Origin of the sequence: Leifsonia sp. NPDC058292, from assembly GCF_042880955.1 — a bacterium.
Classification (GTDB): Bacteria; Actinomycetota; Actinomycetes; order Actinomycetales; family Microbacteriaceae; genus Leifsonia.
On record NZ_JBHVYL010000014.1, the window covers coordinates 14,789 to 39,286 of the forward strand.

Genomic DNA, 24,498 nt, shown 5'->3' on the forward strand with positions numbered 1-24,498 from the left:
GCCTACGGCTGGGGCTTCTCGTCCGGACGTGCCTGCTCCGCTGACGCATCGGCGACGGGCGACGCGTCGGCGACGGGCGACGCATCGGCGACGGGCGACGCGTCGGCCTCCGGCTCTAGCACGCCCTCTACCACCTCTTCTTCGGCCTCGGCCGGGCGCTTGCCGTCGAGACCGACGCCGCGGATGGTCAGGATGAGGAAGAGCGCCATGCTGGAGACGATCGCGACGTCGGCGAGGTTGAAGATCGCCGGCAGCAACGGAATCTGCAGGAAGTCGACCACGTGGCCGACGCCGAATCCCGGTTCCCGGAACAGACGGTCGGTCAGGTTGCCGAGCAGCCCGCCGAGAAGCAGACCGAACAGCACCGCCCAGGCCGTGGACCGGATGCGCGGCGCATACCAGATGACGAAGCCGAGAACCCCGACGCCGACGATCGAGAAGATCCAGGTGGATCCGCTGCCGATCGAGAAGGCGGCGCCAGGGTTCTTGACGAAGTTGAACTGAAGCAGTTGCCCGAGCACCTGGACGCGCTGACCCTCGTAGAGGTTAGCCACGACCAGGACTTTGGCGATCTGATCGACGAGGTACACGCAGAGCGCGACGATGCCGAGGATCACCAGCGCCCGGACGCTGACCTTGCTCCGGGAGGGGCTAGCCTCCAAAGCCCTGGAACGTCGGAGGCGTCTGAGCCTTGTCCTGGCTGCCCGAGTCTGCGCCGGAGGCGGAGACCGGGGCGGGTACCGACGAACCGCCCTGCGAGGCGCCGACCGGTGCCGGCGTGCTCTGCTCGCCCGTCGCGGGCGCCGCGTAGCTGCCCGTGCCGGCGACCGACGAGGTGTCGAGGTCGCGCAACTGCGACTCGATGAGCCCCTTGAGCTTCTGACGGTACTCGCGCTCGAACGTGCGGAGCTCGTCGATGCGGTGCTCGAGCAGACCACGCTCCTGGTCGAGAGCGCTGATCTGGGCACGCTGCTTCGACTCCGCCTCGGCGACGATGCGCGCTGCGGTGGCGTGACCCTCGGCGACGAGGGCGTCACGCTTCTCGAGGCCTTCCTTGACGTGCTCCTCGTGCAGGCGGCGAGCCAGCTGCAGCAGGTTGTTCGTGCTGTTCGGGTCGACGCTCTCGGCGACGGGGGCAGCGGCCTGCGGGGCCGCCGCGAGGCGCTCCTTGAGCTGCTCGTTCTCCTGCTTGAGCCGCTCGAGCTCGGCCGTGTCGACCGTCGGAGCAGCCGCGACCGGGGCGCCGCCCGCTGCCTGCGCGCCGCTGCGCTGAAGCTCGGCGATGCGGGAGTCGCTCGCGACGAGGCGCTGCTTGAACTCCTCGTTCTCCTGGTTGAGGCGACGCAGCTCCACGACGACCTCGTCGAGGAAGTCGTCGACCTCGTCCTGGTCGTAGCCCTCACGGAACTTCGTCGGTTGGAATCGCTTGTTGACTACATCTTCCGGAGTCAGCGCCATGGCAAGCCACCTTAGATCTTGAGATACGAACAAAAAGTGCGTGAAGCCAACGCTAGCAAAGTGAGCCCTTGCGACGCACTTCGCCGCACCACGTACGTCGGCTCGTCAACACTACATCCCACGGGATGCGGCACCCCCGCCCGACTCTCAGCGAAAACGCAGTGTGGCGGGGCGGGTTCGGCTCACACCGCCGTGAAACCGAGTGAGACGTACAGCAGGATGATCACGACGAGCATCGTGAGACTCCAGCCGAAGTCGATCGCGATCGGGCCCATCGACAGCTGAGGGATGAGTTTGCGGAAGAACTTCAGCGGCGGATCGGTGAGCACGTACACCGCTTCGGCGAGCACGAGCACGAACCCGCGAGGGCGCCAGGAGCGGCTGAAGGTGCGCACCAGATCCAGGATGAAGCGACCCCACATCACGAAGAAGTAGATCAGCAACGCGTAGTAGAGGATGCTGGCGATGATCGAAACGACTGACACGGCTACAAGTATGCGTGAAAGCGCACCGCCCCCCTGACCGGGAGAGGTGCGCTGTCAGCTGACTGTCGGCTCAGGCCTGCGCGAAGAACGACGCGTCGACCTCGGCGTCCTGGCCGCCGTGCTCGCCGGAGACGACCACGTGCGAGGGCGAGAGGAGGAAGACCTTGGGGGTCACCCGCTCGATCTTGCCGTAGAGGCCCTGCGAGAGGCCGCTGGCGAAGTCGATGAGGCGCCGGGCATCCCCCTCGCTCATCTGCGAGAGGTTGATGATCACTGGGATCCCCTCGCGGAAGGACTCGGCGATCGCCTGGGCGTCGCGGTACTGGCGGGGGTGGACCGTGAGGATCTCGTTCATTTCCTGTACCGAAACATTCCGTGCGGTGGACGACTTGCGCAGCGGCGTCACCGGGGCGCGGCCGGCCACGGGGGCGACCGGGGTGGGGTGGGGAACCGGGGCGACGGGGGCCTGGTGCGGTTGCTGACGAGGCTGCTGCTGCGGCTGCTGACCGTCGGGCTGCTCGTCGTACTCGAGTTCTTCGTCGGCGAGACCGAGGTAGACCATCGTCTTCTTCAGCGGGTTGGACATGCGATCCTCCGTGTAAACCTGTGCGCCGACGCTTTCGCACGCACTCGAGAACTTTCTCTTCGAGATTAACCGTGCGGCGGCCGATTCCCGGTAATGGCCGTGCCAATCCGAAGGTGTGTCGCCCCTTCCGCGATCGCGGCGGCGTAGTCCTGCGACATCCCGGCGGAGATCTTGTCGGCTCGCGGCTCGATCGCGACGACACGGTCGCTCGCACTGCGTACCCGCGCGAACGCGGCGCGCGCGTCCTCGTCGAGGGGCGCGACCGCCATCACGCCGAGCAACCGGAGACCGGGAGTCTCGAGCACGCGCTCGACGAGCGGTTCGAGGTCGCGGTCGGACACTCCCCCTCGCCCGGGGTCGCTGGTGAGGTTGAGCTGCACGAAGCAGTCGACCTCGGCCTCGTCGGAGCGCAGCGCTTCGACGAGCGACATCCTGTCGATCGAGTGGATGACATCGGCGTACGCGCGCACCTGACGCGCCTTCTTGCTCTGCAGCTGACCGACGAAATGCCAGCGAAGGCCGAGATCGGACAGCTCCGCTGCCTTCGCCTGCGCCTCCTGGTGCCGGTTCTCCCCCACATCCCGCACGCCGAGCGCCGCGAGCTCGCGCACGAGCGAGGCCGGGTGGAACTTGGTGACCACGATGGTGGTCAGTTCCTCCGGCCTGCGTCCGGCGGCTCTCGCGGCGTCGGCGATTCCAGCCCGAACGCCGTCGAGACGTTCGGCCAGCGGGCTACTTGAGGAAGTCGGGGATGTCGAGGTCGTCATTCTCGTCGTCGAACGCCGGGTCGTTGGGCGTCGTCTCGGTCACGGGGCTCTCGGCCGATGACCATGCGTCGGTGGACGGCGAAGGGATGTCCTCGGCGTCGAGCGCGGCGGTCGCCGCGAGCCCTGCGCCGGCGGCGTTTTCCTCGCCCGCTTCGACGAAGGTCGAGCGACGGGTGTCGAGCGCCTGCTTCGCCGCGTTGGGTTCGCCGCCGTCGAAGCCGGCCGCGATCACGGTCACCCGCACCTCGTCGCCCAGCGTGTCGTCGATGACGGCACCGAAGATGATGTTGGCCTCGGGATGCACCGCCTCCTGCACCAGTCGCGCGGCGTCGTTGATCTCGAAGATTCCGAGGTTCGACCCGCCCTGGATGGAGAGCAGCACACCGTGCGCGCCGTCGATGCTCGCTTCGAGCAGCGGAGAGGCGACGGCGAGCTCTGCGGCCTTGATGGCGCGATCCGCTCCCCTCGATGAGCCGATTCCCATCAGGGCGGAACCCGCACCCTGCATGACCGACTTCACGTCGGCGAAGTCGAGGTTGATGAGACCGGGGGTCGTGATGAGGTCTGTGATGCCCTGCACACCGGCGAGGAGCACCTGGTCTGCCGTCGAGAAGGCCTCGAGCATGCTGATGCCGCGGTCGCTGATCTCCAGCAGGCGGTCGTTCGGCACCACGATGAGGGTGTCGACCTCTTCTTTGAGCCGCTGCACACCGGCGTCGGCCTGCTCCGAGCGGCGCTTGCCCTCGAAGCCGAACGGCCGGGTGACGACACCGATGGTCAGTGCGCCGATCGACTTCGCGATGCGTGCGACGACGGGAGCACCACCGGTGCCCGTTCCGCCGCCTTCTCCGGCCGTCACGAAGACCATGTCGGCGCCGGCGAGGGCTTCCTCGATCTCCTCGGCGTGGTCTTCTGCCGCACGGCGCCCGACCTCGGGGTCTGCGCCCGCACCGAGTCCGCGAGTGATCTCGCGACCGACGTCGAGCTTGACGTCGGCGTCGCTCATCAACAGAGCTTGCGCATCCGTGTTGATGGCGATGAACTCGACGCCGCGAAGCCCGAGTTCGATCATCCGGTTGACGGCGTTCACGCCGCCACCGCCAATGCCGACGACCTTGATCACGGCGAGGTAGTTCTGGTTTGATGTCACGTCCGGCCTCCGCTGGGAACCTTCAACCTCAAGTCGAGGCTTAAAGTTATGCTCAGTATGCAATTCCTGATTCGAGGGTAGGTGCGGCAGGGCTCCGCCCGCGAATCGCCTTAGGCGTGTCGGGAAAGTGCACGGCGAACCCGTGGCGAAACACGGCTGCGGCCCGCGATTCAGCCCGTCGTGACGCTGTGTGGCGACGAGACGTCGTATCGCCCGGCTCCGGGAACCGACTTGAGGAGCGCATCCAAGGCCACAGCCTTCAACCCCGAGTCGTCGGCACTGCCCCACACCACCGTCGCGCCGGAGTCGCGAAGGGTGAAGTTCACGTCGTCCCTCGTCGCGGCTGTGATCGTGTCGACCTGCGCGAGGAGTGCCGGCGGCAGAGCGCTCAGCACGCTGGCGGCCGCCGCGAAGCCCGATGTCGAATCCGAGTCGACCGCCGCCCCGGAGGCCTTGATGATCGGATAGCCGTCGGGCCGCTGATCGCTCGTCTGGATCGTCACCTTGGCCGCATCCACCACGGCGAACTTCGAGCCGGTCATGACGACGCCGATCGGCTGGCGCTCGACGATCCGCACGACGATCGTGTTGGGCGGGTGACTCTCGACGCTGTAGCTGCGGATGAGCGGGAACGTCGCCAGGTCGGAGCGGATCGCGCCCTGGTCGACGAGCGGCAACGGGCGGCCGAGCTGCCCTTCGAGCGCCTTCTTCACCGCCGCCGCGTCGATGCGCGACGTTCCAGCGACGTCGATCGTGCGGAGCGCCATCAGCGGCGAGAACGCCGTGAGCGCGACGGCGACCACGAGAACGACGAGGGTGCCGAGGCTGGCGAGCCAGACCATCCGGCGGCGGCGCGACCGCTTGGTGAAACGTCGCACCTCGCCGCGCTCGACCTTCGAGCGTTCCTTGCGCGCCGCACGGAGGGCGCGGTTGATCTCCCGATTCGACGGCAGGTGACCGTACGGACTCTTCGGCGCGGCGACCTTGCCCGACACATCCGCCGCCGGCGCGCCGGATGCCCCGGCTGCGCCGGATACGCGCGCATCCGTTGCGTCGTCCGTCGGGTTGGGCCGCTTCCACCAGGGACCGGCATCGTTCGGCTCGGCGGCGCTCGCTCCGGAGCTCCGGACGGTCGCCGCCGGCCGGGCCGCCTCTTGCCGCCGTGTCTCCTGAACCGGGACGGGTGCCGTCGTCGCATCGCGGTCGGACGTGCCCGCCGCGGCCGAAGACCGGTCGAACCCCTGGGGACGCTTCATTCCGGCAGAGCCTCTAGCCGCGGGTGCGGCGAAGCGAGTCGAGGAGCTGCGGAACGATGCGATAAACGTCTCCGCACCCGAGGGTGATCACGAAATCGCCGTCGCGGGCGATGTCGGCCGTGTGGTCGGCCGCGGCCTGCCAGTCGGCGATGAACGCCACACGCTCGGGATGCTCGAAGCGGTCGGCGACGAGCGCACCGGTCACCCCGGGCTCCGGGTCTTCGCGCGCGCCGTAGACGTCGAGCACGACGGTCTCGTCGGCGTACTTCTCGAGGGTCTCGGCGAACTCCTGGGCGAACAACCGCGTGCGGCTGTAGAGGTGGGGCTGGTGCACCGCGATGATGCGGCCCTCCCCCACGACGGTACGCGCCGCCGCCAGTGCTGCGGCGACCTCGGTCGGGTGGTGGGCGTAGTCGTCGTACACGCTCACGCCGCCGACGGTTCCGTGCAGTTCGAACCGGCGTTCGGTGCCGCCGAACTCGGCGATCGCCGTGAGCGAGGCCGCGGGGTCGAAGCCCAGACCGGTCAGCACGGCGAAGGCGCCCGCAGCGTTGATGGCGTTGTGGCGGCCGGGGATGCGCAGCCGGGCCGAGTAGTCGGAGCCCTCGTAGCGCACGGAGAACGACACGGGGCCGTCGGTGGCGATCGAGTGCACGCGCACGTCGGCGTCGGCAGCCTCGCCGAACGTGACGACGCGCTTGTCCGGCGACTCGGAACGCAGCCTGCCGGTGACATGCACCGCGCCGGCGTCGTCGGAGGAGACGACGACGAACTCCTTCGACTCCTTCGCGAACGTGACGAATGCCTGCTCGAAGGCTTCCAGCGAGCCGTAGTGGTCGAGGTGATCGGGATCGACGTTGGTGATCAACGCCACCGAGGTGTCGTAGAGCAGGAAGGAGCCGTCGGATTCGTCGGCTTCGACCACGAACAGCTCGCCTGATCCGCTCTGAGAGCTCTTGCCCAACGACTCGATGACGCCGCCGTTGACGAAGCTCGGGTCTTCGCCCAGGCCGAGCAGGCCGGTGATGATCATCCCGGTCGACGTCGTCTTGCCGTGCGCCCCGGCGACGGAGACGAGACGCTTGCCGCTGATCAGCCACGCGAGTGCCTGCGAGCGATGCAGCACCGGCAGCCCCTTTTGCAGGGCCAGCTGGTACTCCGGGTTCTCCTGCCACAGGGCGCCCGTGACCACGAGGGTGTCGGCGTCGCCCACGTTGGCGGCGTCGTGGCCGATGGCGATCGTCGCACCGAGCTCGCGGAGCGCCAGCACGTTCGACGATTCCCGCACATCCGACCCCGTCACGGTGTGACCGGCCTCGAGGAACAGGCGCGCGATGCCGCTCATGCCCGAGCCGCCGATACCCACGAAGTGCACGGCGCCCAGGTCGTCGGGAAGGGTCATGGTGAGGTCGGGTTTGATCACTTCTACAGCTTTCGTTGTCTAGTCGGGCGGCGCCTGCCGGAGGCACCCGTCAAGTATGACGCCACGATCATGACGTTACGCTCCGTGCAGCGCCGACCGGATGAGCGACACCATTCGGTCGGAGCCGTCGCGCACCCCGACACCGGCGGCACGCTCGCTCATCGTCACCACGCGGTCGGGATCGACCAGCAGCGGGATGAGCTCGTCGTCGATCCAGAACGGGAGGAACGCCGCGTCGTCCACCAGAATTCCGCCGCCCGCCTCGACCACTCCGGCGGCGTTGAAGCGCTGCTCCCCGTTGCCGACGGGGAACGGCACGTAGACCGCGGGGATTCCGAGGGCGGCGAACTCGCAGACGGTGGCGGCTCCGGCGCGGGCGACGGCGAAGTCGGTGATGGCGAACGCCAGGTCCATGCGGTCGCAGTAGTCGAGGAGGCAATAGTGCTCGATGCCCGGGTCGGTGAGCTCGCCCTTGCCCCCCTGGATGTGGAGCACCTGATATCCCGCCGCCACGAGTTCCGCAGCGCGGTCGGCGATCGTGAGGTTGATGCGCCGGGCGCCCAGCGAGCCGCCGGTGACGAGAAGTGTCGGGCGCGCATCCGAGAGGCCGAAGAACTCGAGCGCATCGACGCGCGACGCGTCGCGGTCGAGCTCTTCGATCTCGACACGCAGCGGCATGCCGACGAAGCGGGCGTGGGGCAGCTTCGTTCCTTCGAACGCGACGCCGACGAACGGCGTCGACCGGGCCCCGAGGCGATTGGCGAGCCCCGGCCTCGCGTTGGCCTCGTGCAGCACGTAAGGGATGCCCGCCTTGCGCGCCGCGGAGTACGCCGGCGCCGACGCATAGCCCCCGAAGCCGACGACGACCTCGATGCCGCGCTCGCGGATGAGGTTGCGCACCCGCCCGGTCGTCGCGCGGTAGTCGCGGGGAAATCGCAGAGCAGCCGCGTTCGGCCGGCGCGGAAAGGGCAGCTTCGGGATGGTCGCCAGCTCATACCCGCGGTCGGGCACGAGTCGTGCCTCGAGGCCCTCCGCCGTGCCGAGCACCAGCACCTCGGCCGACGGATCGTCGCGGCGAAGACTGTCGGCGACGGCGAGCAAGGGGTTCACATGACCGGCGGTTCCGCCACCGGCGAGGAGGTAGCGGGTCATGCCGGCGAACCGCCGCGGCTCTCGGCTTCTTCCCGAGCCTGCTTGCCCGTCTCCCTGGCGAACGAGAGAACGATTCCGATAGCGATCATGGAACTGATCATCGCAGTTCCTCCCGCGGAGATCAGCGGGAGCGGGACGCCGAGCACCGGGATCACACCGAGCACGACCGCGATGTTGACGAACGCCTGACCGATCAGCCAGACCATGATCGCGGCGGTCGTCACCCGCGCGAACGGATCGCTCGACGCGTGGATGATGCGCAAGAAGACGACAGCCAGCAGCACGAAGAGGATGAGCACCACGAGCGCGCCGATCAGCCCGAGTTCCTCGCCGATGATGGCGAAGATGAAGTCGGTGTCGGCGGCGGGCAACCACGACCATTTCGAGTGCGAGTTGCCGAGGCCGACGCCGAACACCCCGCCGGAGGCGAGAGCGTAGAAGCCGTTGTCGATCTGCCAGTTGACGTCGGGGTTCGCCGCGCTCGACCCGCCGAAGAGCGCGGCGATGCGGCCGATGCGGCTCTGACTCGAGAAGGCGACGATGACCGCCAGCACACCGACCACCGCCGTGCCGACCGCAAGGTGACGCAGCTTGACACCGGCGAAGAAGAGCGCCCCGAGCACGATGGCCGCCATGATGACCGTGGTCCCTAGGTCACCGCCGAGGATGACGAGCAGGATCGCCCCACCCGCGATCGGGATCACCGGAACGGCCACGTGCTTCCACTGCGCGAGCAGGTCTTTCTTTCGGGCGAGCACCACTCCGAGCCAGATCACAAGCGCGACCTTGATGGCCTCGGAGGGCTGCACGGTCTGCGAGCCGATCTTCAGCCAGTTCCGGTTGCCGCCGATCTCGACGCCGAGCGGGGTGACGAGCACGAGCAGCTGGAGAAAGCAGGCCAGGCCGAGGAAGACCCAGATCGATCTCTTCCAGAACCGGCTCGGCAGCCGGGAGACGATGAACATCAGCGGCAGCCCGATGAGGGCGTATGCGCCCTGAGACCAGAATCTGGTGAAGAAGTTGTCCGTGTCGTTGTGCGATTCGACCGACGACGACGACAGCACCATCACGAGGCCGAACACGACCATGAACAGCGTGATGCCGAGCAGCAGGAAGTAGTTGGCGGACTCGGCCTGCATCGCCCTGCCGAGCGAGATGCGGGAGGTGAACGAGCCGGCCTTCGACGACGGCTTACTCGCCGTCTGGGTGCGAGGCGGACTCGTCGTCATCCGCCTCACCTCCAAAGTAGTCGTTGACCGCCGACTGGAATCGGCGACCGCGTTCCGCGTAGTCGGCGAACTGATCCATGGACGCCGCCGCGGGAGCCAGGAGCACCGTGTCCCCCGCCTGAGCGGCCTCGCCGGCCAATCTCACCGCCGTCGGCATGACCTGATCAGTCTCGTCGGCGGCGACCTCGTAGCAGGGCAGGTCGGGCGCGTGTCGCTCGAATGCGGAGCGCAGCGCCCCGCGGTCGACCCCGATGAGCACCACGGCCCTGAGCCGCGGCGCGTGCCGTTCGACCAGCTCGTCGACGTCGACGCCCTTGAGCAGGCCACCGGCGATCCAGACGACGGACTCGTAGGCGCGCAGCGACGCATCCGCCGCGTGCGGGTTGGTCGCCTTCGAGTCGTCGACCCAGTTGACGCCGCCTTCGATGCGCACCAGCTCGATGCGGTGCTGGTCGAGACGAAAAGCGGTGAGCACGTCGCGGATCACGCCGGGCTCGACGCCGTAGGAACGGGCGAGGGCACTGGCCGCGAGGATGTTGGCGACGATGTGCGGCGCCGCGAGCCCGGCATCCCGCAGCTCGTCGATGGTGGTCAGCTCGATCGCGCTGGTGAACCTGTCTTCCAGGAAAGCTCGGTCGCAGAGAATGCCGTCGACGATCCCGAAGTCGCTCGGGCCGGGAATGTCGAGACCGAAACCGATGGCTCTGGCGCCCTCGATCACCTCGGCTTCCTCGACCATCGCCACGGTCGCCGGGTCGGCGCGGTTGTAGACGCACGCGACCTGCGCGTTGTCGTAGACCTTCGCCTTGGCGGCGCGATAGGCGTCGGCCGAACCGTGCCAGTCGAGGTGGTCGTCCGCGATGTTCAGGCAGGCGGCCGAGTACGGCGACAGCTGACCGCCGGCGTTGCGGTTGACCCAGTGCAGTTGGTAGCTCGACAGCTCGACGACGAGCACGTCGAACCCCTGCGGGTCGCGGATGGCGTCGAGCACGGGGATGCCGATGTTGCCGCACGGTGCGGCGCGATAGCCGCCGCCGACCAGCATGGCGGCCGTGAGCTGCACCGTCGTGGTCTTTCCGTTGGTGCCGGTGACCGCGATCCAGTCGGCGGGCTCGCCCACCTTGTCGCGCAGGCGCCAGGCGAGCTCGATGTCGCCCCAGATCTGCACTCCGCGCTCGCCGGCCCAGTCGAGCAGGGGATGATCGTGACGGAACCCGGGCGAGACGACCACGAGCTCGGGGTCGAATTCGACGAGCCGCGCCGGCGGGCTGTCGAGCTCCGACTCCAGCAGCTCGGCACCGATCACCTCGAGTAGCATCGCCCGCTCGGGGTCTGCCTTCGCCGTGACCACGAGAACGTCTGCGCCGAGCTCGGCGAGCGTGTCGGCCACCGAGAATCCGGTGACGCCCAGGCCATAGACGGCCACGCGCAGCCCGCGCCAGTCCGAATGCCAGCTGGTCAGCGCGTCGAGCCGATCGGTCAGCTCGCTCACGTGGCGAGCCACTCGAGGTAGAAGCTGCCGACGCCGGCCGCGACGAGCAGACCGCCGATGATCCAGAACCGCACGACGACGGTGACCTCCGCCCATCCCTTCAACTCGAAGTGATGATGGATGGGACTCATCAAGAAGATACGTTTGCCGTGCGTGAGTTTGAAGTACGCCCGCTGCACGATGACCGATCCGGCCTCGATCACGAACAGACCGCCGATGAGCACGAGCAGCAGTTCGGTGCGGCTGAGGATGGCGAGCGCGGCGACCGCTCCACCGAGGGCGAGCGAGCCGGTGTCGCCGAGGAAGATCTGCGCGGGCGAGGTGTTCCACCAGAGGAAGCCGACGACGGCGCCCACGATCGCCGTGGCGACGATCGCCAGGTCGAACGGATCGCGCACGTCGTAGCACTTCGGCACGTTCTCGGGCAGGAGCCCGGCGTTTGTGCACGACTGGATGGACTGCCAGAACCCGATGATGATGTAGGCGCCGATGGCGAGGATCGAGGCCCCGGAGGCGAGACCGTCGAGCCCGTCGGTGACGTTCACGCCGTTCGACGTCGCCGCGACGATGAAGTTGATCCAGATGAGGTACAGGCCGTAACCGACGATCACACCGATCGCACCGAACTTCGTGATCGACATGAAGTCGATCGGGAGATCGCGGATGAGCGACACGCTCATCGAGGCCGCCGTCGCCCCGTTGCCGTTGGGGAACTGGATCGCGATCAGCGCCCACACCGTCGCGACGATCACCTGGCCGCCGACCTTGGCCCATCCCGTGAGACCGAGGCTGCGCTCATTGCGGGTCTTCAGAAAATCGTCGATGAATCCGACGATTCCGAGCCCGACCATGAGGAACAGGACGAGCAGGGCGGACACACTGGTCTCGTCACCGGTCAGCAGCAGCGCGACGAAATAGCCGAACAGCGTACCCAGGATGACGATGATGCCGCCCATGGTCGCCGTTCCGCGCTTGGCGTGATGACTCTGAGGTCCGTCGTCGCGGATGAACTGCCCCCACTGCAGTTTGCGGAACAGCCGGATGAACACGGGGGTCAGAAAGAGCGAGAACGCCATCGACAGCACACCGGACGTGAGCAGAGCTTTCACGAGAACAATTCTCCCAGTCGATCACCCAGAAAGCGGAGGCCGGCCGAGTTCGAAGATTTCACGAGCACGGTGTCCCCGGCTTTCAGGGCCGTTTCGAGGTGCTCGTACGCCGCGTCCGGCGTGTCGAAGTAGAGGGACTCGCCGTCCCACGACCCCTCGTTGATCGTCGAGATGTGCATGCGGCGCGCGGCGGGGCCGACGACGATGACCTGGTCGATGCCCAGACGGACGGCGAGCAGACCGATGCGGTCGTGCTCCTCGCCGGAGAACTCGCCGAGCTCGCTCATCTCGCCGAGCACCGCGACGGTGCGCCCGCCGGGTTCGGCGATCTGGGCGAGCGTCTTGAGAGCGGCGGACATCGAATCCGGGCTCGCGTTGTACGCGTCGTTGATGACCGTCACCCCGCGGGCTCCGCCCATCACCTCCATCCGCCAACGTTCGGCCCGCTGCACAGTCTGCAACGCGACGACGATGTCGTCGATGGGGACGCCGAGCGTGTGGGCGGCTGCGGCCGCGGCCAGGGCGTTCATGACGTGGTGCTCGCCGAGCACGCGGAACCGCACAGGCCGCGACTCGCCGTTCGGCAGGTGCAGCTCGAAGCTCGTTCCCTGAGCGCTCGACACCACTGCGGTGGCGCGCACGTCGGCGTGCTCGTCCAGACCGAACCACAGCACGCGCGCGACGGTCTTGTCCGCCATCGACGCCACGCGCGGGTCGTCGAGGTTGAGCACCGCGACATCCGTGTCGAGCAGATCGGAGACCATCTCGGTCTTCGCCGCGAGCGTCATCTCGATGCCGCCGAACTCTCCGGCGTGGGCGAGGCCCACTTTCAGCACGATGCCGATGTCGGGGCGCGCCATCCGCACCAGCCGAGCGATCTCGCCGATGCCGCTGGCGCCCATCTCCGCAACGAGGAACCGGGTCTCTTCGGTGACCTGAAGCATCGTGACCGGGGCGCCGACCTCGTTGTTGAACGAGGCGCGGGGCGCGATCGTCGGCCCGACGTTCTCCAGGATCGCTCGCAGGAGGTTCTTCGTCGTCGTCTTGCCGTTCGAGCCCGTCACGCCGACGACCTGCAGGTCACCGGCAGAGCGAACGCGGGCCACGACCTCCGTCGCCAGGTCGCCGAGTGCCACCACCGTGTCAGCGACCACCAGCTGCGGAACGACCCGCTCCCAATCGGCACTCTCCAGCGGGTGATCGACGACCACGAGATCCGCTCCGGCTGCGACGGCCTGCGGAACGAAGAGGTGGCCGTCGGTCACCTCACCCGGTTTGGCGAAGAAGATGGTTCCGGGCACGACCTCCCGGGAATCGGTCGTCGACAGTCCGTCGACCACCGTCTCGATGGTCGCGTCGGTGCCGTCGAGCAGCACCTCTCCTCCGGTCGCCGCGGCGATCTCGGCCAGGGTCATCGCGATCATCAGAGCCACCCCGCCTCTCGCAGCGCGAGCTTCGCGTCTTCGCGCGCGGAGTAGGGGATGCGCTCGCCCGCCACCTCTTGATAGTCCTCGTGACCGGGGCCGGCGTAGAGCACGATGTCGCCCTCGCCCGCCAGCGACAGCGCCTTGCGGAACGCCGCACGCGGGTCGGCGATCTCGTAGAGCTCGATGTCGGGGACAGCGCCGCGCGCACCGTCGAGCAGTGTCGCGCGGATGGCCGCGGGGTCTTCCCAGCGCGGGTGGAAGTCGGTGATCACGACCGCATCCGAGCCACGCGCCGCGATCGCACCCATGTCGGTGCGCTTCGTCGTGTCGCGGTCGCCGTCGGCGCCGAACACCATCACGATCTTGCCGTCGGAGACCTTGCGGAGCGCGCCGAGGGTCGAGAGGAAGGCGTCGGGGCTGTGGCCGTAGTCGATGAACACCACCGGGCCTTCGTCGCCCGAGATACGTTCCGCGCGACCGGGGATGAACGCGTCGATGCCGCCGTCGCGCTCCAAAGCCGCGCCGATCGCGTCGAGGTCGTAACCCGACTCCACGAGCATCACGATCGCCAGCGCCGCATTGGCCGCCATGTACGCGCCGAGCAACGGCACACGCGTCGCCAGGTTGCGGCCGTCGGGCCCCTCCAGCACGAACGCCGTGTGGTCGACGGTCTCCTCGGTGACCGTCATGACCCACTCCGCGTCTGCGCTGGCCGACGTGGAGAGCGTGGCGATCGGGATGCGGGACTGCTCGACCAGGGAACGGCCCCAGTCGGAGTCGACCGTCACCACGCCGCGGCGGGCGCGGTCGGGCTGGAAGAGCTCGAGCTTCGCCGCGAAGTAGTCGTCCATCGCTGCGTAGTCGTCGAGGTGGTCGTGGCTGAGGTTCGTGAAACCCACGACGTCGAACACGATGCCGTCGACCCGGTGACGGCTGAGCGCCTGCGCCGAGACCTCGATGGCGACCGCGCGCACCGCCTCCTCGCGCATCCGGGCGAGCAGAGCGTGCAGTTCGCTCGCCTCGGGTGTCGTGAGCTTGCTCGTGATGGCCGTGTCGCCGATCCGGCGCTCGGCGGTGGAGCTGAGCCCGGAGACGACGCCCAGCTGGCCGAGGATCGCGTTCAGCAGATAGACGACGCTGGTCTTGCCGTTGGTGCCGGTGACCCCGAACAGGGTCGCCGAGTTCTCGTCGGTGCGGTAGATCCAGGCCGCGACGGCGCCGAGGGCAGCGCGGGCATCCTGGGTCACCACGATCGGCAGGCCGGAGTCGACCGCGAGGTCGGCGCCCTCCTCGTCGGTGAGGATCGCGACGGCTCCGTTCTCGGCCGCCTTCGCCGCGAAGCTCGCGCCGTGCGCGTTGCGGCCGGGCACCCCGACGTAGAGGTCGCCGGGCTCGATCGCGGTCGTCGCCAGGGCGACGCCGGTCAGCTCGACGGCGTCGAGGTCGCCTCGAGAAGCCAACCCGAACTCCGCCACCAGCTGTGCGAGCGGACGGGCGACGGGATGCTCGGGGCGCAGAGAAGAGGGCGCCGGTCCTGTCACGGGGCTCACTTTCAGTAGTACGGCGGGTAGTCGGCCGGGCTGGTCGTGGAAGGCTTCACCCGGAAGGTCTTCAGCACCTGACTCATGATCGTGTGGAACAGCGGAGCGGCGGCTGCCGACGAAGTAAGCGTAGTCGGGTATCCGAGGTTGACCGAAATGACGTACTGCGGATCGTCGACCGGCGCGACACCCATCACCGAGACGTAGTACGACGGAAGGTAGCCGCCCTTGCCGTCGGGCTGCTGGGCCGTTCCGGTCTTCGCGGCGATGCGGTATCCGGGTATCTCCAGCTTGCCCGCCAGCTCGCCATCGGTCACGACCGACTCCATCATGCCGAGCGTCGTGTTGGCCGCGTTCGCGGAGACCACCTGGGTCGATTTGGGCTTGGGCACGTCTGTCACGGTGCCGTCGGTCTGTTTGCAGCCTTCGACCAGCGTGAGCGGAACGCGCACCCCGTTGTTGGCCAGTGCTTGATAGGCGCTCACCATCTGCACCTGGGTGGTCGAGACGCCCTGGCCGAACATGGTCGCGTACTTCGTCTGGTCGTCCCAGTCGGAGACCGGGTTCAGGATGCCGGAGGACTGCCCCGGATACGGGAGACCCGTGTCTTCGCCGATCCCGAATTTCTGCAGATAGTCGTACCGCGTCTGGTTCGACAGGGCGCTGCCGAGGATCGACATGCCGGTGTTCGACGAGTTCATGAGCACGCCGGTGAGGGTGAGGCGCTCGGGCTCGTGGAATCCCGAGTCGTGCAGGTCGGCCCCTTGGCCGGACTGGAACCGGTACGGAGCGAGCACCTGCGAGGTCGGATTGGCCTTGTTCTGGTCGATCAGCATGCTCGCGGTCAGCGCCTTGAACGTCGAACCGGGCTCGTACGGCGTGCTGAACGGCAGCAGAGACCAGTACGTCGGGTCTGTCGCGTCGAGGTCGTTGGGGTCGGCCGCCGGCCACTGGGCGATCGCCTTGATCTTGCCCGTCTTGGCTTCCGCCACCGTCACGAAACCGAACTTCGCGCCCACCGCGGAGACCTGCTGGGCGAGCGTCTGCTCGGTGAACCACTGGAGATCGCGGTCGATCGTGAGCTTGAGGGTGCCGCCGTCCTTCGGCTCCTTCTGCACCACGGTGCTCCCCGGGATAGCGACACCGTCTGCGCCCCGCTGATAGGTCTGCACGCCGTTCTCGCCGGCGAGGCACCCGTTCTCGCTCGACTCGATCCCGGCCTGCGCGGAACCCGCGCCCGAGAGATAGCCGAGCAGGCTCCCCGCCACGGCGCCGTTCGGATACGTTCGCGCCGGCACCTTCTCGAACGTCAGCCAGCCGTAAGGGAGCTTGTCGAGCTTGTCGAACATCCCGACGTCCATGCCCTTCTTGACGAGGGCGTACTTGGACTTCGGATTCTCTTTCAGCGCCTTGTCGATGATCGCGACGATCGCGTCGCCGCCCTGGCCGGTGATCGCGCCGATCTTCGCTGCAGCCTTGACCATCGCGGCACGCCCGTCGGCTCCGACGCCGATCGCGTCGGAGGGAGACAGCGCCGCCGTGTAGCGGTAGATCGTGTCGGCGAGCACGGTTCCGTTGTCGTCGACGATGCTGCCGCGGGCTCCGAGCAGGGTCTGCTCGACCTCTTTCGCGTCGACCGACGCCTTCTGGAGCTCGTCCGCCCGCACCACCTGGATGTCGACCAGCCTGGCGCCCAGGATGCACACCGTGGCCGCAACGGCCACCGCCGTCACAGCGGTTCGCCGGCGCATCGTCTTACGCATGTTCACGTGAGAGCTCGTTCCGTCGTCAGTGCGTCACCGGTGTCGGCAGCGCTCCGTCCAAAGGTACGGACGACTTCGGCGTCACCCCGTCGGCCGCGCCCGTGCTTGCAGAATTCCCAGTTTGCGCATCCGATGCGGGCTTGTTCGTCGCCGGCGGCTTCGTCGCCGTTCCGGTGGTCGCGGCTTTCGGCGCGGTGACCAGGGGAACCCCGGCCAGCAGCGAGTTGGGGACGAGATTTCCCTGTCCGCCGGTGACCGTACCGGCCGATCCATCGGCCGGGAGCGCGGCGCCGAGCACCGCGCCGTCCGACAGGCGGAGGTACGCCGGGTTGCTGTTGCTCACCATCCCGAGCGCGTTCGCGTTCGCGGCGAGGTTCTGCGGCGAGGTGAGACGGTTGAGGTCTTCCGACGCCGCCTGGTACGAGCGCTGCAGCTGCGTCTGCTTCGCTTGCAGTGAGCTCAGCTGATAGGCGCCCTGCGACACCGAGATGCTCAGCAGAAGCTGGGCGATGACGATGCCCAGAAGCACACTGATCGCCACGATCGCGTACGCGGCCCGAGGCCTGGCCCGCCGCTGCGTGCGAGTGGGTACGACTTCGAGGTGATGGGGGCGCTCATCCTCGATCGGGCGGGTCGCCGGGCGGCCCATCCACTCGACCGCAGGACGCTTCTGCGCCACAGTGCCGCTCACGACGCCCTCCTCACTCGTTCAGCGGCCCGCAGTCGCACCGGGGTCGCTCGGGGGTTCGCCGCCTTCTCGTCGTCGTTCGCCAGTTCGGCACCACGGATGAGGAGTTTCAGTTCCGGCCGGTGCTCGGGAAGCTCCACCGGCAGGCCGGCGGGTGCGCTCGAGACCGAGCGCGTCTGCAGCTCGCGTTTCACGATCCTGTCTTCGAGCGACTGGTACGCCTCGACGACGAGTCGCCCGCCGATGGCCAGCGCGTCGATGGCCGCGGGGATCGCCCGCTCGAGCACCGACAGCTCTTGGTTGACCTCGATGCGGAGAGCCTGGAAGACACGTTTCGCCGGGTGCCCCTGTCGCTGCACGGCCACCGGGGTGGCGCGGGTGATCACGTCGACCAATTCCGCCGAGCGCACGAAGGGACGTGTCTGGCGGGCCTCCACGATCTTCTGCGCATAGCGCGCTGCGAGCTTCTCCTCGCCGTAGTCGCGGAAGATCTTCCGCAGGTCGGCCTCGCTGTACTCCGCCAGGATCACGGCCGCCGTGAGATCGCTGGTCGCGTCCATGCGCATGTCGAGCGGCGCGTCTTTCGAGTAGGAGAACCCGCGCTCGACCCTGTCCAGCTGAAGCGACGAGACGCCGAGATCGAACAGGATGCCCTGCACCTCGTCGTAACCGAGCCCGCGCACCGCGTCGAGGATGCCGTCGTAGACCGTGTGCACCAGGTGAACCCGATCGCCGAACCGGGCGAGACGCTCACCGGCGATGGCCAGCGCGTCCTGATCGCGGTCGAGGCCGATGAGCGTGACATCCGGAAACCGCTCGAGGATCCCGGCCGAGTGGCCGCCCATGCCGAGGGTCGCGTCGACGAACACCGAGCCGGGCTGCTGCAGCGCGGGGCCGAGCAGCTCGATGCAGCGCTCGAGGAGCACCGGGGTGTGGATCTGCGGAGTCGTGTCGTCGTCGGTCATGGTGTGACGGGGTCGGGCTCCTGAAACCTGATCCCCATCCATTCCGACCTGGCACCGGGGAAGTGTGTCAGGGCGGCGAATGGCTGGGAGTCGGGCGTCAGGTGCTAGAAGAGTCCCGGAATCACCTCCTCGGTGGTGTTGGCGAATGTTGCTTCCTGTTCGGCCAGGTAGGTCTCCCAGGCCTGTGCGTCCCAGATCTCGGCGCGGCTTCCCGCGCCGATCACGACGAGGTCGCGCTCGAGTCCTGCGTACGACCGCAGCGTCTGCGGAACCGTCAGACGGTTCTGCTTGTCGGGGACCTCCGCGCTCGCGCCCGAGAGGAAGACCCGCAGATAGTCGCGTGCCTGCTTGCTCGTCACCGGCGCCTGCCGGATCTTCTCGTGCAGCGATTCGAACTCACGCTGACTGAAGACGTACACGCAGTGCTCTTGACCGCGGGTGAGCACGATGCCGGAGGCGAGTTCGTCCCGAAACTTGGCCGGCAGGATGATGCGGCCCTTCTCGTCGAGCTTGGGGGCATAGGTACCGAGAAACATCGGTGACTCCCCCCACTCTTCCGGCCAAGGTTGCGGTGTGACTCCACTTTACTCCACAACCATCCACAAACACACGGCATTCTGCCAAGTTGACCCGATTAGGGGTCAAAAGGGCGCGGAAAATCAAGGGAAACCCTGGTGGAGGAAATTGGAGCGCTTGCCCACGCACGAGGGTACAAAAAAGGGCCGATCCTGAGGATCGACCCTGGTGTCCGCTCCGGTGGAGCGAAAGGGAGGGGCTAGCCCTGCCCGTCCTGACGCTTGTCCCACCTGTCGTTGAGTTTGTTCATGAAGCCCTCTTGCGAAGCCTTGGTCGGCTTGGCTGATCCGGCGGCCGGATTCGCCGCCGACGGCCCGGCGCCGATGGAACGCTTGCCCGGCGCGATGGCGATCAGAACGCCGCCGAACATGACGACGAAGCCGAGGATGCCCACGACGGGGATCTGGAAAGTGACTCCGGCGATGAGCACACCGACGCCGACGACCGCGACGAGGATGCCCAGCACGATGGAGCGGTACGCGGGTCTGCCCCGTCTGGCACCCACCGTCGCCACGAAATCTGCATCGTTTTGATAGAGGCTGCGCTCCATCTCTTCGAGGAGGCGCTGCTCGTGTTCTGAAAGCGGCATCCGTTTCCCCCTCTTTCCCGGGTTCATGGCGTTATGAAGCTGATTGTAGCCCGGCCGTGGTGGCTAGGCTAGGCGTGTGTCAGAAAGCATTCGGTTCGTCGACCTGATCCAGACCAGAATCGATGGGTTCCTCGATGCGCGTGCATCCATTCTCGTCTCGATAGCAGACGAACTCTCGCCGATCGAGGCTTTCTCCCGGGATTTTCTCAGCGGCGGCAAGAGATTCCGAGCGCTTTTCTGTTTCTGGGGCTGGCAGGCGGTGCGCTCGACCGGCTCGGAGGATGATTCGGCGACCGTCGGCGCCGGTGGCCCCCTGGATGCGGTGGTCTCCGTCGCGAGCGCGCTCGAGGTCTTCCACGCCGCCGCCCTGGTGCACGACGACATCATCGACAACTCCGACACGCGCCGAGGAGCCCCGTCCGCCCATCGTCGCTTCGCCGCTCTGCACGAGGAGAACAGCTGGCGCGGATCGGCCGCCGACTTCGGTGCCGGCGCGGCCACACTGCTGGGCGACCTCCTGCTCATCCTGAGCGACGAGCTGTTCGACGAAGGTTTGAGCGAACTCGTCAGCGCTCCCGCGCGTCGGGCGGCGCGGGCGGAGTTCAACCGGATGCGACTGGAGGTGACCGCCGGCCAGTACCTCGACATCTTCGAGGAGATCGGCTGGAACGCACAGCCCGAGTCGGCGCAGCTTCAGCGCGCCGAGCGCGTCATCGTCTACAAGTCGGCCAAGTACAGCATCGAGGCGCCCCTCTTGATCGGTGCCAGTCTCGCGGGAGCCACCATCGGGCAACTGGATGCCCTTCGTGCGTTCGGCCTGCCGCTCGGCATCGCGTACCAGCTGCGGGACGACCTCCTCGGCGTCTTCGGAGATGCCGAGATCACCGGCAAGCCGAGTGGGGACGACCTGCGCGAGGGAAAGCGCACCGTGCTCATCGCCTTCACCCGCGACGCCCTTCCCGGCGGAGCGCGCGCCGCCATGGACGAACTCCTGGGCGATCCCGACCTCACCCCCCAGCAGATCGAGACGCTGCAGATGACCATCCGCGACAGCGGGGCGGTCGACAAGGTCGAGGCGATGATCGCCGAGAACGTTCGCCGCGCGGTTGCGGCGATCGAGACCGCTCCGCTCGGAGCGCAGGCCCGAGCTCAGCTGCGGGAGCTTGCCGGCACGGTCACCAAACGGGCCTACTGATCACGACACGGCTCAGGCCAGGGCTTGAGCCACCCGGCGCACCTCCGCCTTTCGGCCGGCACGCAGTGCGTCGATGGGAGCGGCGCCGAGGGTCTCCTCCACCTCGATGAGCCAGTCGACGGCCTCGTCCTCGTCGAACCCGGCATCGCCGAGCACGATCAGGGTGCCGCGCAACTCGCCGACGGGCTCGCCGTCGCGGATGAAGTCGGCGGGGACCTTGAGGACGCCGTCGACGCGCTTGGCGGCGAGATGTTTGTCTTCGATCAGTCGCCGCACCCGGCTCACGCCCAGTCCGAGGGTGTCGACGAGGTCGGGAATGGTCAGCCACTCGCGGGCTGGGGCTTGCTCAGTCACACCACAAGCCTGCCACGGCCCGGAGCCCTTCGGGAGCCACACGCTTTGTTACGATCATGTTAACCAGAGTCACACCAGTCACACTGGTTGACTCCTTATGCATTGTGTGTCAGCGTGGAGGTTCGCAACAAGCAGGAGGTGGGACGCATGTCGCTGCTCGAAACCGAGGACCGCTCCATCGAAGGCTCGGTCGAGCGCCCACGTCGGTCGGGCAGGTCGGTGTTCGCTACCGTTCCCATCGCCATCGCGAGCTCGCTCGCCATCACCTTGAACCTGGTCACGCCGGCGCAGGCCGCCACGAACCGTGACGACGCGGAGCGGTCGAAGGAGACCGTCCCCGACTCACTGGGCTCGACGCATGTCGCTCTCTCGAAGAGTGCAGCCTCCACCGCGCAGACCACCTCTGTCGCAAGAACTGTCACCGCCGCAGCGCCGGCGTCGTACAAGGTGCAGTCGGGCGACACCGTCTCGGGCATCGCCGGCCGATTCGGGCTCTCGACCGCGAGCATCCTCGCCCTCAACGGGCTCAGCTGGAAGAGCCTGATCTTTCCGGGCCAGGTTCTCGCGCTGACCGGAGCGAGCTCGTCGGCGCCGGCTCCGAGCGCTCCGGCTCCCGCGCCCGCCCCCTCCGTGACCAAGTACAAGGTCGTCTCCGGCGACACGATCAGTGGGATCGCCGCCAAGTTCGGCGTCGCGACGGCATCCGTGCTCAGCGCCAACGGGCTGAGTGGATCGAGCCTCATCTTCCCCGGTCAGCTCGTGACGATTCCGGGCATGGCCACGGCAGCGTCCACGACGCCTGCGGCGCCGGTTGCACCGGCTCCCGCGCCGGCTCCCGCTCCTGCTCCAGCTCCTGCGCCGACGTCTTCGGCGCCGGTCGCCTTGACCGCCGAGATGCGCGCGAACGCCGCGCTTATCGTGCAGATCGGCCGGCAGGAGGGCGTCGACGACGACGGAATCGTCATCGCCCTCGCCGCTGCCGCCCAGGAGTCGGGGTTGCGCAACGTGCAGTACGGCGATCGCGACTCGCTCGGTCTGTTCCAGCAGCGTCCGAGCACGGGATGGGGAACACCCGCCCAGGTGCTCGACCCCGCCTACGCGACGCGCGCCTTCTTCGGTGGTGCGAACAACCCGAACAAGGGTCGCACCCGCGGGCTCCTCGACATCCCCGGCTGGCACTCGATGACCGTCACGCAGGCGGCGCAGGCGGTGCAGATCTCCGCTTTCCCGAACGCATACGCGAAATGGGAAGTCTCGGCTCGCAGCTGGCTCGCTCAGGTCGGCTGAAGCCCCGCGGATGATCACAAGCCGATCACAGCCGACGCCTTCACGGTGTTTTGCAGGGTTCCGGCAGGTCCCTCTCTCTAAACTCGATACGTGACCACGAGCCAGACCGACCCCATGATCGGACGTCTTATCGACGGCCGCTATCAGGTGCGCTCGAGGATTGCCCGTGGCGGCATGGCGACGGTCTATCTCGCCACCGACCTGCGTCTCGAGCGGCGCGTCGCCATCAAGGTCATGCACGGCCATCTCGCCGACGACAGCACCTTCAAGAGCCGCTTCGTGCAAGAGGCGCGCTCGGCGGCGCGGCTGGCGCATCCGAACGTCGTCAACGTCTTCGATCAGGGCCAAGACTCCGACATGGCCTACATGGTCATGGAGTACCTGCCGGGCATCACTCTGCGAGACCTGCTCAAGGACTACGGCAAGCTGACGCCCGAGCAGACGATCGACATCATGGAAGCCGTGCTGAGCGGCCTCGCCGCCGCGCACAAGGCCGGCATCGTGCACCGCGACCTCAAGCCCGAGAACGTGCTGCTGGCCGACGACGGCCGCATCAAGATCGGCGACTTCGGCCTCGCGCGCGCCGCGAGCGCCAACACGGCCACCGGTCAGGCGCTGCTCGGCACGATCGCCTACCTCTCCCCCGAGCTCGTGACGCGCGGCATCGCGGATGCTCGCAGCGACATCTACGCGCTCGGCATCATGATGTACGAGATGCTCACCGGCGAGCAGCCGTTCAAGGGCGAACAGCCGATGCAGATCGCGTACCAGCACGCGAACGACACGGTTCCCGCCCCCAGCGCGAAGAACCCGTCGGTCCCCCGCGAGCTCGACGACCTCGTTCTCTGGGCGACGGCGAAAGACCCCGACCAGCGGCCGCGCGACGCCCGGGAGATGCTCGACCGTCTCATCGAAGCCGAGAAGGCCATCCGGGGCGACTCCACCGCTCTGCAGTCGACCATGGTGCTTCCGCCTGCCTTCGGCCCCGGCATCGACGACGGCGACACCCAGATCATCAACCCGGCCATCCGCCAGCAGGTGGCGTCGAGCGCGCCCGACAGCGTCGCCACGCTGACGGCGACAGCCAATCGACGGCGCGGCAAGGGCTGGTGGCTGTTCGCTCTCATCATCCTGCTCGCCGGTGTCGCCGGCGGCACGGGCTGGTACTTCGGTTCCGGCCCCGGCTCGACGGTGCAGATCCCGAACCTCGCTGGCAAGGCCCCCGCCGAGGCCGCGCAGACCCTCAAGCAACTCGGCCTGGAGTCCAAGCAGGCTCAGGAATACAGCACGACCGTCGGCGCCGGGCTCGTCTCCAGCACCGACCCCGCCTCCGGTGGATCGGCGCACCGGGGAAGCACCGTCACGATCCGTGTCTCGCAAGGCCCGAAACCGATCACGCTCCCGGCCCTGGCCGGCACGTCGGTCGACGACGCGAAGGCCGCCATCACGAAGGCCGGTGGCACCGTCGGCGCCGTCGATCAGCAGTTCGACGCGAAGGTCCCCGCCGACGTCGTGCTCTCAGCAGCCGACCCGAACGGCAAAGATCTGTCCGCCGGCGGCGACTCGTTCGAGGGCACCAAGATCAACCTGCTCGTCTCCGTCGGGTCTGTTCCGTCGGTCGCCGGCATGTCGGTCGAAGACGCCCAGGCGGCTCTCACCAAGGTGCACCTGCTCTACGCGGCGGGGCCGGAGAGCTACAGCGACACGGTCGAGAAGGGCCTCGTGATCTCGGCCCAGCCGCAGAGCGACGCGCCGGTCAAGCCGGGCGACACCCTCCTGCTCGAGACCTCGAAGGGGCCGGCGCCCGTCGCAGTGCCCGACGTTGTCGGCAAGTCGTGGGATGTGGCGAAGAAGGCGCTGAAAGACGCCGGCTTCGACCTCAAGTACAGCGCGATCGCCGACGTCGCGCCCTCCGCCTTCGTGGTCTCCAAGGTGAGCCCCGACCCCGGCACCGAGCAGCCCAAGGGCTCAACGATCACGATCAACTTCGCCGGGTTCTGACCCGG

General features: G+C 67.7%; 23 protein-coding genes. 3 read left to right on the top strand and 20 right to left on the bottom strand.

What is annotated here, in order from left to right; translation table 11 throughout:
• Positions 1-2: 2 nt before the first annotated feature.
• From lspA to ACFVWR_RS09815, 19 genes are all read right to left on the bottom strand, one after another.
• Positions 3-617, bottom strand: coding sequence for a signal peptidase II (lspA, locus tag ACFVWR_RS09725; RefSeq protein WP_387210545.1), 615 nt, complete (start codon positions 615-617; stop codon positions 3-5).
• Between the two features lie 34 nt (positions 618-651).
• Positions 652-1,458, bottom strand: a complete 807-nt coding sequence (locus ACFVWR_RS09730) for a DivIVA domain-containing protein (RefSeq protein WP_387210548.1) — start codon at positions 1,456-1,458, stop codon at positions 652-654.
• A 182-nt stretch (positions 1,459-1,640) separates the two neighbouring features.
• Complete coding sequence (locus ACFVWR_RS09735; protein WP_387210551.1) at positions 1,641-1,943, bottom strand: YggT family protein; 303 nt, start codon at positions 1,941-1,943, stop codon at positions 1,641-1,643.
• Positions 1,944-2,013: 70 nt separating this feature from the next.
• Complete coding sequence (locus ACFVWR_RS09740; protein WP_387210554.1) at positions 2,014-2,529, bottom strand: cell division protein SepF; 516 nt, start codon at positions 2,527-2,529, stop codon at positions 2,014-2,016.
• 65 nt (positions 2,530-2,594) lie between these two features.
• Entirely contained in the window at positions 2,595-3,296 is a 702-nt protein-coding gene (locus tag ACFVWR_RS09745; RefSeq protein WP_387210557.1) for a YggS family pyridoxal phosphate-dependent enzyme, read from the bottom strand.
• Positions 3,262-4,446, bottom strand: a complete 1,185-nt coding sequence (gene ftsZ / locus ACFVWR_RS09750) for a cell division protein FtsZ (protein ID WP_387210560.1) — start codon at positions 4,444-4,446, stop codon at positions 3,262-3,264. Before ftsZ ends, ACFVWR_RS09745 begins: the two co-directional genes overlap by 35 nt.
• Before the next feature lie 170 nt (positions 4,447-4,616).
• Complete coding sequence (locus ACFVWR_RS09755) at positions 4,617-5,702, bottom strand: FtsQ-type POTRA domain-containing protein (RefSeq protein ID WP_387210563.1); 1,086 nt, start codon at positions 5,700-5,702, stop codon at positions 4,617-4,619.
• 13 nt (positions 5,703-5,715) lie between these two features.
• Positions 5,716-7,125, bottom strand: coding sequence for a UDP-N-acetylmuramate--L-alanine ligase (gene murC, locus ACFVWR_RS09760; protein ID WP_387210566.1), 1,410 nt, complete (start codon positions 7,123-7,125; stop codon positions 5,716-5,718).
• A gap of 75 nt (positions 7,126-7,200) precedes the next feature.
• The gene (locus ACFVWR_RS09765) at positions 7,201-8,277 is read right to left on the bottom strand and encodes a glycosyltransferase (RefSeq protein ID WP_387210569.1); all 1,077 of its coding nucleotides are present in this window, start codon (positions 8,275-8,277) and stop codon (positions 7,201-7,203) included.
• A complete protein-coding gene (gene ftsW, locus ACFVWR_RS09770; protein ID WP_387210572.1) occupies positions 8,274-9,506 on the bottom strand; it encodes a putative lipid II flippase FtsW in 1,233 nt (410 codons plus the stop codon). Before ftsW ends, ACFVWR_RS09765 begins: the two co-directional genes overlap by 4 nt.
• Positions 9,469-10,989 (bottom strand): UDP-N-acetylmuramoyl-L-alanine--D-glutamate ligase, encoded by a 1,521-nt coding sequence (gene murD / locus ACFVWR_RS09775; RefSeq protein WP_387210767.1) that lies wholly within the window; start codon positions 10,987-10,989, stop codon positions 9,469-9,471. The genes ftsW and murD overlap by 38 nt, the downstream gene beginning before the upstream one ends.
• Positions 10,990-10,994: 5 nt before the next feature.
• Positions 10,995-12,107, bottom strand: coding sequence for a phospho-N-acetylmuramoyl-pentapeptide-transferase (mraY, locus tag ACFVWR_RS09780; RefSeq protein WP_387210575.1), 1,113 nt, complete (start codon positions 12,105-12,107; stop codon positions 10,995-10,997).
• Positions 12,104-13,531 carry a UDP-N-acetylmuramoyl-tripeptide--D-alanyl-D-alanine ligase gene (gene murF / locus ACFVWR_RS09785; RefSeq protein ID WP_387210578.1) on the bottom strand — a complete coding sequence of 476 codons (1,428 nt, stop codon included), beginning with the start codon at positions 13,529-13,531 and terminating at the stop codon, positions 12,104-12,106. The genes mraY and murF overlap by 4 nt, the downstream gene beginning before the upstream one ends.
• Positions 13,531-15,075 carry a Mur ligase family protein gene (locus ACFVWR_RS09790; RefSeq protein ID WP_387210581.1) on the bottom strand — a complete coding sequence of 515 codons (1,545 nt, stop codon included), beginning with the start codon at positions 15,073-15,075 and terminating at the stop codon, positions 13,531-13,533. Before ACFVWR_RS09790 ends, murF begins: the two co-directional genes overlap by 1 nt.
• An 11-nt stretch (positions 15,076-15,086) precedes the next feature.
• A complete protein-coding gene (locus ACFVWR_RS09795) occupies positions 15,087-16,838 on the bottom strand; it encodes a peptidoglycan D,D-transpeptidase FtsI family protein (RefSeq protein ID WP_387210771.1) in 1,752 nt (583 codons plus the stop codon).
• Positions 16,839-16,863: 25 nt separating this feature from the next.
• Complete coding sequence (locus ACFVWR_RS09800; RefSeq protein WP_387210584.1) at positions 16,864-17,529, bottom strand: hypothetical protein; 666 nt, start codon at positions 17,527-17,529, stop codon at positions 16,864-16,866.
• On the bottom strand, positions 17,526-18,491 hold the full coding sequence (gene rsmH, locus ACFVWR_RS09805) for a 16S rRNA (cytosine(1402)-N(4))-methyltransferase RsmH (RefSeq protein ID WP_387210587.1): 966 nt from the start codon (positions 18,489-18,491) through the stop codon (positions 17,526-17,528). The genes ACFVWR_RS09800 and rsmH overlap by 4 nt, the downstream gene beginning before the upstream one ends.
• A gap of 104 nt (positions 18,492-18,595) precedes the next feature.
• Positions 18,596-19,027, bottom strand: a complete 432-nt coding sequence (mraZ, locus tag ACFVWR_RS09810; RefSeq protein ID WP_387210590.1) for a division/cell wall cluster transcriptional repressor MraZ — start codon at positions 19,025-19,027, stop codon at positions 18,596-18,598.
• Positions 19,028-19,266: 239 nt separating this feature from the next.
• Entirely contained in the window at positions 19,267-19,656 is a 390-nt protein-coding gene (locus ACFVWR_RS09815) for a DUF3040 domain-containing protein (protein ID WP_387210593.1), read from the bottom strand.
• Between the two features lie 76 nt (positions 19,657-19,732).
• Here ACFVWR_RS09815 and ACFVWR_RS09820 point away from each other — a divergent pair, with 76 nt between their 5' ends.
• Positions 19,733-20,851, top strand: coding sequence for a polyprenyl synthetase family protein (locus ACFVWR_RS09820; protein ID WP_387210596.1), 1,119 nt, complete (start codon positions 19,733-19,735; stop codon positions 20,849-20,851).
• A 12-nt stretch (positions 20,852-20,863) separates the two neighbouring features.
• Here ACFVWR_RS09820 and ACFVWR_RS09825 read toward each other — a convergent pair whose 3' ends face one another.
• Entirely contained in the window at positions 20,864-21,205 is a 342-nt protein-coding gene (locus ACFVWR_RS09825) for an Rv2175c family DNA-binding protein (RefSeq protein WP_387210599.1), read from the bottom strand.
• 147 nt (positions 21,206-21,352) lie between these two features.
• Between ACFVWR_RS09825 and ACFVWR_RS09830 the strand changes: the two genes are divergently transcribed.
• Entirely contained in the window at positions 21,353-22,492 is a 1,140-nt protein-coding gene (locus ACFVWR_RS09830) for a LysM peptidoglycan-binding domain-containing protein (RefSeq protein WP_387210602.1), read from the top strand.
• 90 nt (positions 22,493-22,582) lie between these two features.
• Positions 22,583-24,493: a Stk1 family PASTA domain-containing Ser/Thr kinase gene (gene pknB / locus ACFVWR_RS09835; protein WP_387210605.1), complete on the top strand. Its 1,911-nt coding sequence runs from the start codon at positions 22,583-22,585 to the stop codon at positions 24,491-24,493.
• Positions 24,494-24,498 lie beyond the last annotated feature (5 nt).

Bases quoted from the DNA above. Each gene is read 5' to 3' on its own strand.
- ACFVWR_RS09730 (WP_387210548.1), bottom strand. From the start codon at position 1,458: ATGGCGCTGACTCCGGAAGATGTAGTCAACAAGCGATTCCAACCGACG.
- ACFVWR_RS09740 (WP_387210554.1), bottom strand. From the start codon at position 2,529: ATGTCCAACCCGCTGAAGAAGACGATGGTCTACCTCGGTCTCGCCGAC.
- ACFVWR_RS09745 (WP_387210557.1), bottom strand. From the start codon at position 3,296: ATGACGACCTCGACATCCCCGACTTCCTCAAGTAGCCCGCTGGCCGAA.
- ACFVWR_RS09755 (WP_387210563.1), bottom strand. From the start codon at position 5,702: ATGAAGCGTCCCCAGGGGTTCGACCGGTCTTCGGCCGCGGCGGGCACG.
- ACFVWR_RS09765 (WP_387210569.1), bottom strand. From the start codon at position 8,277: ATGACCCGCTACCTCCTCGCCGGTGGCGGAACCGCCGGTCATGTGAAC.
- ftsW (WP_387210572.1), bottom strand. From the start codon at position 9,506: ATGACGACGAGTCCGCCTCGCACCCAGACGGCGAGTAAGCCGTCGTCG.
- murF (WP_387210578.1), bottom strand. From the start codon at position 13,531: ATGATCGCGATGACCCTGGCCGAGATCGCCGCGGCGACCGGAGGAGAG.
- ACFVWR_RS09795 (WP_387210771.1), bottom strand. From the start codon at position 16,838: ATGCGTAAGACGATGCGCCGGCGAACCGCTGTGACGGCGGTGGCCGTT.
- rsmH (WP_387210587.1), bottom strand. From the start codon at position 18,491: ATGACCGACGACGACACGACTCCGCAGATCCACACCCCGGTGCTCCTC.
- mraZ (WP_387210590.1), bottom strand. From the start codon at position 19,027: ATGTTTCTCGGTACCTATGCCCCCAAGCTCGACGAGAAGGGCCGCATC.
- ACFVWR_RS09815 (WP_387210593.1), bottom strand. From the start codon at position 19,656: ATGCCGCTTTCAGAACACGAGCAGCGCCTCCTCGAAGAGATGGAGCGC.
- ACFVWR_RS09830 (WP_387210602.1), top strand. From the start codon at position 21,353: ATGTCGCTGCTCGAAACCGAGGACCGCTCCATCGAAGGCTCGGTCGAG.